Below are 10,021 nucleotides of genomic sequence, written 5' to 3'. Positions count from 1 at the left end.
TACTACTGGTGAAATATTGGGCTAATGCCTGAAGGTCATGGTTGGTTGTGATTTCCCCTTGCTCCCTTGCTGTGGATAAGGCTTTTTTAAAAGCGTTATCCACTGAGCGCAAATTAGCAGTAATCCGGGATTTAGTCTGTGGATCGTGGGGACACAGTTCAACAGCGGTGTTGGTGAGCAAGCAGCCTCGATGGTCTTTATCGTCTACAGCTCCTTCGATGAGGTTGTAGAAAAAGTCGATAATGGCTTGCTTTGAGGCTGTGGGGGCTTCTAGGGATGCGATCGCATTTTTAACACAGGTATCGTTGTAATGAGCGATCGCAGCGAGGAATAGGGAACGTTTGTCACCAAAGGTGTCGTATAGACTGCCTCGGTTAATCCCCATGGTTTTGACCAAGTCCTGCATTGAGGTCCCTTCATAGCCATAAAGCCAAAAGGTTTCCATGGCTTTTTCTAGGACATCTTCTGGGTCAAAGGTTTTGTGCCTTGCCATTACCGTTGCTGAACTCGTATCTTTACGATAACAATTCTGGAACGATTGGTCAAGTAATCCAGTTGATCCGCTGACACTGCTGGGATTTTCAGTAACTATAAGTATGTAATAAATAAATGTAATAATTTGGATGTCAGTGCAGGAGTGGACTATTGAATAACGCAGGTCTCCCGGGCGAACCAGCAAACCTTTCTGAGGTAACAGAGGTACCAGTAGATGATATTCCCGAGGCAGTAAGGGATAGACAGGATATTAAACCCCGGTCTCGTTGGCAGGTTACCTTACTCATTATTGGACTATTAGCAATAGGAGGAATCGCCTTTAGCCTGATTCCAATGGAACCAACTCCTGAAGCTCAGTCCAAGTCTGGTGAAGCAACATCGACTCAAAGTGAGACAGAAGCTAGTTCACAGAATCCACAAGCTAGTCTAAACACTAGGGGGAATGATGGTAATAACATTCTGGGACACTTACCCTACTCTGAAGTCCTAAGCTCACAACTGCAACCAATTACCCGTGATGGCCGGATCAAACTGGAGGCTGCAGCAGCTCGGAAATACAAAGCAATGGCAGCAGCAGCAAGAAGACAGGGGATAATCCTAGTGCCAATTTCCGGCTTCCGTTCGGTGGAGCAGCAAAAGTACCTGTTTTTTCAAGTAAAGGAACAGCGAGGACAGGTGGCTAGTAAACGGGCTGAAGTAAGTGCTCCTCCTGGCTACAGTGAGCATCACACTGGTTATGCGATCGATATTGGGGATGGCATGACACCAGCTACTAACCTTAATCCTGAGTTTGAGAATACGGCAGCCTTTAAGTGGTTGGAAAAGAATGCGGCTTTCTACAGCTTTGAGTTGTCTTTTCCTAGAGACAATCCCCAAGGAATTAGTTATGAGCCTTGGCACTGGAGGTTTGTGGGAGATACCAAGAGCTTGGAAACGTTCTACAAAGGTAAGAAACCTACTCCTGCTCCTTCTCCTCCATCGGATACACCAAAGTTTGAGGATCAAGTATGAAGGTTGTCTGTCAGAATGTAGAATGCAGAATGTAGAATGTAGAATGTAGAATGTAGAATGCAGAATGTAGAATGCAGAATGTAGAATTCTTAATTCTTAATTCTTAATTCTACATTATTAATTCAAAAAAGTTGTTCGCCTTTGGCGCTCGTTGTAGGCTAGGTTAGCTGGTTGAACGCGCACCCGTGGCCTTTTGGCCAAGGTTTAAATATGAAGGATGAAAGGCTTGGATACTTGGATGGACAGTAAAAATTGCAATTAATCATAAAAATTTTATCTCATGTTTATATAAACATTTATCCAAAAAAGTTGTTTATAAAAAGTAGTTAATATCCCTACTATTTGTCGGTTATCTGTTTCATGTTCCCTATTCCCTATTCCCTATTCCCTGTTCCCTGTTCCCTGTTTCCTATTTCCTACTATTCATAATTGTTACCAAAAACATGATATAACTAACAATGAAGTAACAAGTAACCAAGAACAAATGCAACAAATTGCGCTGAATTTAATTGCTATTGGTGTTTTTGGCATGACCCTTTCGGTTTTGCTAGGACCACTGTTGAATATTTCTCCGGCAATCCCTGCGGTAACTACTTTTGGTGTCTTGAGTCTTGTTACCCTAGATGGCTTCAGCTTCCAAGGTAAAGGGTTAACGCTGCTGTTAGATGTATTGGCAAGTACCAATCCTGAACATCGTGGACGCATAATTCGCCATGAAGCGGGTCATTTTCTGGTGGCTTATTTACTTGGTATTCCAATCACTGGTTACACCTTAAGTGCTTGGGAAGCTTTGAAGCAGGGACAACTGGGTAATGGTGGTGTGACGTTTGATACTGAGGCACTATCCGCTCAGGCTTCTAATCTTCGGGAAATGCGATTAACCTTAGATCGATTTTGCACGGTTTGGATGGCAGGGATTGCTGCGGAAACTATAGTCTATGAGAGTGCTGAGGGCGGAGCAGAAGACTGCGACAAACTCCGAGATGCTTTGGAAGGGTTAGGTTTTTCTGCTAGTGAGTACTCAGTGAAAGCACGATGGGCTGAGCGTCAAGCGACTAGTATGATTAGTGAACACTGGGAATCTTATGAAGCACTGGTGGCTGCTATGGAAAAACGGGCATCTGTGGCAGAGTGCTGTGAGGTGATTCAATAACTATAGCGCTTTAGTTAGGGAGTAGGGAGTAGAGAGTAGGGAGTAGGGAGTAGGGAGTAGGGAGTAGGGAGTAGGGAGTAGGGAGTAGGGAGTTTTGGAATGTATTGGAGGTATGGGGAGAGGGAATAGTTATTAGTGTTATTAATGTTTTTCAAAGATACTTAGCACAACGGGTCCGAGGAGATGGTGATGCCCTAAGCATGACAAACCGGCTACCTGGCCAAATTCTTCCCGTTGCTGTCGGCTATAGAAACGAATGCGGTTAGGAGAAATTGGTAAAGACTTTTTTCGCTTTCTAACAGTATAGTCTACTAGGTAATAATGTCCTTTGGCTTCCAGTACCCGGCTAACTTCTGAGAAAACTTGTTGAGGATTGAGGTAGTGTAAAAAGCTGATGGTATTAAATACTGCTTCAAATTCCCTGTCAGCAAAGGGGAGACATTCAGCATTGCCTTTTCTATAGATTATTCGCTGCCGATGCTGGTTTTGCTGTCGGGCTTGAGCGAGCATTTGAGTAGATAAATCTACCCCAGTGCCTCGAAGATAGGGAAACTCTTGAGCAAGACGATTAAGTAAATGACCTGTACCACAGCCAAGGTCTAATACATTGGGCTGATTTGTGAGTTCTACATACTCTAACAGCCGTTTATGGAGTGCTTGGTAAAATACTGTGGTGAACAGGATGTCGTAGTTTGGTGCCCACAGATCAAAGAACTTTTCTTTTGTGCTAAAAAAATTACTAGTCATTATCAAGGTTGAAGGTTGTTTGGTTGTTCGCGTAGCGTGGCCTTTTGGCCAAGGTTGAAGGTTGTTTGGTTGTTCGCGTAGCGTGGCCTTTTGGCCAAGGTTGAAGGTTGTTTGGTTTAGGGTAGCTTTACTATTTAAATAGTACAGAAGGGAGCAAGTTTAATAATTAATCAAAACATTAGTCTTGATTAAGTTGAAAATTTACCCCCTCGTAAATATCTTGAACAGAAACGCTTAACTCTAAGGAATTTAGAGAAATAACGGAATTTTCTGATTCATACTCAGTGAACTGCCATTGATTGGTAGCAGTTTTTATATATTGCAGTAGACGATACTCACTTTGTTCGATTAGAATATATTCTTTGAACTCTGAGATGGAACGATAGTATAAAAACTTATCACCTTGATCATAGTTTTTAGTAGAGTTTGATAAAACTTCGACAATTAACATCGGGTTCATTACTGTAGTTGTCCCCTTACCTGTGTAAACCGGTTCGCCTTGAATCACCATAACATCTGGATAGGTATACTGACGGTAACGAGGTATCCACAAACGCACATCACCAATATAAATTTTGTACTGTTTTCCCTTTAAACCAAGTTTTAAAAGGGTAGCAATATTAAGGGCAATTTGATTATGATTGGTAGTGCCACCAGTCATTGGTATAATTTCTCCATCCCGATATTCACTCTTGTATTCTGCTGTTTCTTCTAGTTTTAAATAGTCTTCTGGAGAATAATATTTGGGTTCAGATATTAGTTGCATTGGTATTTAAAATTTGCTTTTGTTATTATGTTTACCGTAAGTATAATTATTAGTTCTTAATCATCGTATTGCCTATTGCCAGTTGCCTATTGCCTATTGCCTATTGCCTTTTACCTGAAGCAAGCTAGGTAATTAGCGCCAAATCTTGATGGTGTTATCGAAACTACCACTGGCAAGAGTTCTGTTATTCGGACCAAAAGCAAGAGCATGAATGGTGTCTGAATGACCGTTGAGAGTGCCAATTTCTTGAGTTGTATCAACATCCCATAGCTTTATAGTAGTATCTGCACTACCACTAGCGAGTATTTGGCCACTACGGTCAAATGCGATCGCATAAACCCAACCATTATGTCCGTTGAGGGTGGTAATTTCCTGGGCAGTGCCAATATCCCAAAGCTTGATAGTACCGTCAGCACTAGCACTGGCTAGGGTCTGTCCATTGGGAGTGAACGCGATCGCAAGCACCTGGTCTGAATGCCCTTCAAAGGTGTGAATTTCCTGACCACTTAAGGCATCCCACAGCTTGATGGTAGCGTCAGCACTACCACTAGCAAGGATTTTTCCATCTGGCCTAAAGGTTACTGAATGAATCAATGATGAATGTCCGGTCAGAGTAGTGAGCTGCGTAAGGGTACGAACATCCCAAAGCTTAATGGTGCCATCGCTACTGCCACTGGCAAGGTGGTATCCTTGGGGGTGAAAGGCAATGGAATTCACCTCACCGGAATGCCCTGTGAAGGTGAACATCTCTTTACCAGTACGGACATTCCAGAGTTTGATGGTGTGGTCAGCGCTACCACTGGCAAGACTCCTGCCTTTAGGACTAAATGCTACAGCACGTACTTCAGCGGAATGCTTAGAAAACCAACCTCCAAAGGTAAGGATTTCCCAGGCTGTTTTCAACTCCCACAACTTGATAGTTTTGTCCCTACACCCACTGGCTAGGGTACGTCCATCAGGGCTAAAGGCTACAGAATAAATTTCATCGGAATGACCTTTGAGAGTGGTTGCTGCAAAAACGATAATCCTGGGATTACCTCTTGGTGGCCTAGAGTTAGTTTTTAGATTAGTTTTACCAGTGGATTGGGGAGTTAGTTGATTACGGTGGAATGGCTCCCAGGTCAGACCAGCTTCGGTTTCTTGGGTGATTCCTAAATCGTCCATCACTGCGATCGCGGATTGATACCTGAGCTTGATGGAACTCTGAATCATTTTGTCGAGAATCCGACTCAATTGTCTACTGACGGGATTATGAACCAAAAAATCCCGCCAGACAAAGCCATTTTCCATCGGATCGTATAAATTAAATGGCTGAGTTTGGGTCAATAAATGAATGCAGGTGACCCCTAAACTATAGATATCACTGGCAAATACTGCTTTACCAAAGATTTGTTCGGGAGCCGCATAACCAGCACTACCAATAGTTGTGCCAGTTTTGGCTAAGGTAGTGGCTGTGGCATACTTGGCTGCACCAAAATCTACCAATACCAGGTCTGGGGGAGTGATAACCCCCTGCCTAGCACTGGGGCGGAGGATACCACGACGAATGATATTCTCTGGCTTGATATCCCGATGAATTACCTTACCTTGGTGGATAAAGTGCAGCACTGGTAACAACTGACTTAGGAGTCTACGAATCTGACTTTCTCGGAATGGTTCAGTTGCTGCCAACTCTTGAGCTAAATTTTCCCCATGGATAAATTCCTGAACTATGTACCAGTGATGATCTTGTTCAAAATGGGCGAAGAGTTCAGGAATCTGGGGGTGTTTGCCCAACTGTTCTAAGCGCAAGGCTTCCTGGTGAAATAATCGAGCAGCTTTGGTAGGATGATTATTACCTTGGGGGTAAAATTGCTTAATCACACAGTAGGATTTAGACGCTTTTCCCTCGTCGATGGCCAAAAGCGTTCTGCCAAAGCCTCCTGCTGCAATCAGCTTAATAGGGCGGTATTGCTGTCCTAACAAGAGTTTAGTGCCGCAAGTTTGGCAAAACTTGTTGCCATCAGGATTGTAAGGCTTAGGGCAGTTGGGATTGAGACAGTAGCTCACACAAACAGCTGGTTAGATTACTTACATCCAATGCTAGGGTGGGTTAGGCGGCGAATACTCTAAAAGCTGACCTTTTAACCGACCTATCCGCCGTAACCCACCAATAACAGTGTCTCATAACCCAGAAATGGGCTTAAAATTCCGTAATCGCAATGCATTAGTTACCACAGATACTGAACTAAATGCCATCGCTGCACCAGCAATAATGGGATTGAGTAACCAGCCAAAGATCGGGAATAACACACCAGCCGCAATCGGAATTCCTAGTACATTGTAGATAAAGGCAAAAAAGAGGTTAGTGCGAATGGTGCTGAAGGTAGCACGACTTAGTTGAATGGCTGTAATGATGCCTTGTAAATCTCCCGAGATTAGGGTAAGGTCAGAGGCTGCGATCGCAACATCAGTACCTGTACCAATGGCAATTCCCACATCTGCTTGAGCCAGAGCTGGGGCATCATTAATCCCATCCCCTACCATGGCTACAGTTTTGCCTTCTTTTTGGAGAGTAGAGATGATGCTAGCTTTTTGATCAGGTCGGACTTGAGCAAATACCCGATGGATGCCAACCTCGTTTGCGATCGCATCAGCAGTTTGTTGATTATCTCCCGTTAGCATTACTACCTCTAATCCCAACCGCTTCAAGGATTTCACCACCTCAGCTGAAGCAGGTTTGAGGGCATCAGCAATACCCAAAATCCCCTCAATTTTACCATCAACTGCGATCCAAACTACCGTCTTACGGCTCGCCTCCCAATCCCCCTGATAGTCTGCTAAAGACCGATTCGGTTGCACCGTCACATCTGTGTCAATCCCTAATTCTTCCATCCATCGTTTTGTCCCAATCTGCACCAATCTCTTGCCCTTTAGCCCACCCCCTGCTGGTTCGGAAGATAAGAGGGGATGATTGTGATCAACCATTGCCTGTACCCCACTGCCAGCAACAGCAGTAAAATTCTCTGGTGTTGGTAATTGCAATCCTATTCCCTGAGATTGGGCATAGCGCACCACTGCTTCAGCTAAGGGATGTTCCGAATGACTTTCCACTATTGCCGCTAGTTGCAGCAAGTTGATTTCATTGCTCCCGGTAAAGCTGGCAAGTTCTGACGAAGAGTCATAGATGCCTCCAACTGTAATAAAATCCGTTACCGTAGGTTTCCCTTCCGTTAGGGTTCCGGTTTTATCTAGCACGATAATTTGCAGTTGATGAATCAATTCCAGACTCTCGGCATTTTTTATTAAAATCCCGTTTTCTGCACCTTTACCCGTCCCTACCATCACTGCGGTTGGAGTAGCTAGACCTAAAGCACAGGGACAAGCAATCACTAACACTGCCACCATATTAATCATGGCTAGGGTAGGATTTCCCGTGGTCATCCACCAAACTCCAAAAGTGACCATTGCGATCGCAATCACTACCGGCACAAACCACCCTGTCACCTGATCCGCTAAGGTTTCAATCGGTGCTTTAGACCCTTGAGCCTGGTGTACTAACTTAACAATCTGTGCCAGTACGGTATCTTTCCCGACCCGAGTCGCTTGGAACTGGAAGCTACCGGTTTTATTAATCGTTGCTCCAATCACTTCATCCCCCGGCTGTTTCTTGACCGCAACACTTTCTCCTGTCACCATGGCTTCATCCACACTAGAAGCTCCTTCCATAACTATGCCGTCTACCGGAATAGTTTCTCCTGGACGCACTAATACCACATCTCCAACTTGCACCTGGGCCAAGGGAATATCCTGCGCTTGACCATGGCGAATCACACGAGCGGTTTTAGCTTGTAATCCCATCAACTTACGAATTGCTTGAGATGTCTGTCCTTTAGCCCGGTGTTCTAGCAATCGCCCTAGCAAAATCAGGGTAATCACTACAGCAGTGGTTTCATAGTACACAGGGAGAGTTACCCCTTGGGGTAGGAATGATTTCAAAACAACCGGGGGCAACACTGTGGGAAACAGAGAATAGACATAAGCAGCACTAGTCCCAAGGGTGACTAGGGTATTCATATCTGCTGTTTTGTGTTTCCAGGCTTTCCATGCTCCAGTCAAAAATGACTGTCCACACCAAAACAGAACCGGTGTGGTTAAGACCAGCTGTAGCCAAGGGTGGTGTAACCAAGATGGAATCCAGGGGATAGATAATCCTGTCATCATCGGTAGTGAACCAATCACTAACACAGTACTAAGGACAGCACCGACAATGAATTTTCGTTTTAGGTCAAGGGTTTCAGCTTGACCTTGCCATTCGTGATCATCAGGCTGATCACTGATATCCTCGATTGGGAAAGCTTGGTAGCCAGCATCACTCACTGTCTGTTGAATCAGTTTGGTTAGTTGCTGGTTAGTTTTGTGGGGGTTACTTTCCTCGGTATTGTAGGTAATACTAGCTTCTTCTGTACCAAAATTGACCCTGCACTCTACTACACCTGGAACCCTTTGAATCAGGGTTTCTATGCGTCTGGCGCAACCAGCGCAGCTCATTCCTTGTAAACGAAAGCTTTGTTGTGTCATGATATCCTCTAACCCTACGGTTAAAGGATAAACTCTCTAGTATAGTGGAGAGTCAAGGGGATGAGTGTTAGTGGGTAAGCTATCAGCGGTCAGCAGTCAGTGGTCAGTGGTCAGTGGTCAGCCGTCAGCTTATCTTATTCAAAAGCTGTTCGGTGTAGCTTGGCCAATGGCTGATAGCTGATAGCTCATATAGCACTACGCATTAGGGTGTTTGACATTCCTAAACTCCAAAACTTAGTCATAACTTACTTCTGACTTCTGACTTCTGACTTCTGACTTGCCCATAGCGCTATACCCTATCGCAAGCTGAGTTTACTGTGTTTTATTTCCCCCAATCAGTTCACGAGCACGGAGTTTTACCAGAACTTTTACTCGCCGCTTAAATTCTTCAAAATCCTCTGCACTCATGTCTGTTTTCTGCCATGGTTCCCGTTGCATCAATCTTTTAAACCACTGATCCATGTTAGGATAATCAGTAAGATTAATCTCTAACTTCGGCAATAACGATATTGCTGCTCCAGCAACGATATCTCCTAAGGTTAACTGGTCCGAAGCAAAGTAAGGGCTGTTTCCTAATAACTCGGATAAAAATTTGAGTACTGTATCTAGCTTCTGCTTGGCTCGTGTAAATTGTGGTGAGTCTTCCTTTTGACAGATTAGTTGAACTACTGGGGGAAATAGCTCATTAGCTGTCAACAATTGTACCATGCGTACTTTGGCTAATGCCTCTGGTGAAGTTGGCAGCAGCGCAGGTGTGGGATATTTGGCTTCCAAGTAGTCCATAATTGCCAAGGATTCTACTAACCGCAAACCGTCATCCTCCAGAACAGGAATGTGATGAAATGGGTTAATGTCTAAAAACTCTGGTTGAAATTGATCGCCATCTAATTTAACTAATACTGTTTCAAAGGTAAGGTTTTTTTCTAGTAAGGTTAGCCAGACACGACGAACATTGGGCGAGAGGGGATTGTAGTAGAATTTGAGCATCGATTATTTATCCTGACGTTTACCTTTGAAATTTAGCTTAATTTTACCGAAAAATATGGTTGTGGTTGCTTCTTAGAAGGTAATGGTAGTTCTGAAACTTCAGGGTCTGTGAACTCAAAAAGTTAGTTACGGCTTAAAATAATGGTGCGTTACGGCTTCGCCTAACGCACCCTACTGGCGTGGCAAGCTTAATTTGATGCATTAGAATTGTCGGATTCAACATCTTCAAAAACAGCGATATTGATGCTTCAATTTAATTCGTGCATCTTGGGTTGTGAAATGCCAAATTACCTTACTAGCTG

9 protein-coding genes are annotated in these 10,021 nt (G+C 44.0%); 2 read left to right on the top strand and 7 right to left on the bottom strand.

Annotated elements, in window-relative coordinates; all coding sequences use genetic code 11:
• Positions 1-493: TetR/AcrR family transcriptional regulator (locus F6K51_RS33635; protein ID WP_293029339.1), on the bottom strand; the 493-nt coding region annotated here is incomplete at its 3' end.
• Positions 494-645: 152 nt separating this feature from the next.
• Here F6K51_RS33635 and F6K51_RS33630 point away from each other — a divergent pair.
• Both F6K51_RS33630 and F6K51_RS33625 read left to right on the top strand, forming a co-directional pair.
• Positions 646-1,506: a M15 family metallopeptidase gene (locus tag F6K51_RS33630; protein ID WP_293029336.1), complete on the top strand. Its 861-nt coding sequence runs from the start codon at positions 646-648 to the stop codon at positions 1,504-1,506.
• Between the two features lie 484 nt (positions 1,507-1,990).
• Positions 1,991-2,659 (top strand): ATP-dependent Zn protease, encoded by a 669-nt coding sequence (locus F6K51_RS33625; protein WP_293029333.1) that lies wholly within the window; start codon positions 1,991-1,993, stop codon positions 2,657-2,659.
• Between the two features lie 14 nt (positions 2,660-2,673).
• Here F6K51_RS33625 and F6K51_RS33620 read toward each other — a convergent pair whose 3' ends face one another.
• The 6 genes from F6K51_RS33620 to F6K51_RS33595 all read right to left on the bottom strand — a co-directional run bounded on the left by F6K51_RS33620 (position 2,674) and on the right by F6K51_RS33595 (position 9,719).
• Complete coding sequence (locus tag F6K51_RS33620) at positions 2,674-2,814, bottom strand: hypothetical protein (protein ID WP_293029330.1); 141 nt, start codon at positions 2,812-2,814, stop codon at positions 2,674-2,676.
• Positions 2,801-3,406: a class I SAM-dependent methyltransferase gene (locus F6K51_RS33615; RefSeq protein WP_293029327.1), complete on the bottom strand. Its 606-nt coding sequence runs from the start codon at positions 3,404-3,406 to the stop codon at positions 2,801-2,803. Before F6K51_RS33615 ends, F6K51_RS33620 begins: the two co-directional genes overlap by 14 nt.
• A gap of 178 nt (positions 3,407-3,584) precedes the next feature.
• Complete coding sequence (locus tag F6K51_RS33610) at positions 3,585-4,172, bottom strand: Uma2 family endonuclease (protein WP_293029323.1); 588 nt, start codon at positions 4,170-4,172, stop codon at positions 3,585-3,587.
• Positions 4,173-4,304: 132 nt separating this feature from the next.
• Complete coding sequence (locus tag F6K51_RS33605) at positions 4,305-6,221, bottom strand: WD40 repeat domain-containing serine/threonine-protein kinase (protein WP_293029320.1); 1,917 nt, start codon at positions 6,219-6,221, stop codon at positions 4,305-4,307.
• Positions 6,222-6,335: 114 nt separating this feature from the next.
• Positions 6,336-8,732: a heavy metal translocating P-type ATPase gene (locus F6K51_RS33600; protein WP_293029317.1), complete on the bottom strand. Its 2,397-nt coding sequence runs from the start codon at positions 8,730-8,732 to the stop codon at positions 6,336-6,338.
• A gap of 312 nt (positions 8,733-9,044) precedes the next feature.
• On the bottom strand, positions 9,045-9,719 hold the full coding sequence (locus F6K51_RS33595) for a glutathione S-transferase family protein (protein WP_293029314.1): 675 nt from the start codon (positions 9,717-9,719) through the stop codon (positions 9,045-9,047).
• Between the last annotated feature and the right edge of the window lie 302 nt (positions 9,720-10,021).

The sequence above is a fragment of the Moorena sp. SIO3I8 genome (assembly GCF_010692325.1).
Lineage (GTDB): Bacteria > Cyanobacteriota > Cyanobacteriia > Cyanobacteriales > Coleofasciculaceae > Moorena.
This window is presented reverse-complemented; position numbering and strand designations above follow the sequence as displayed.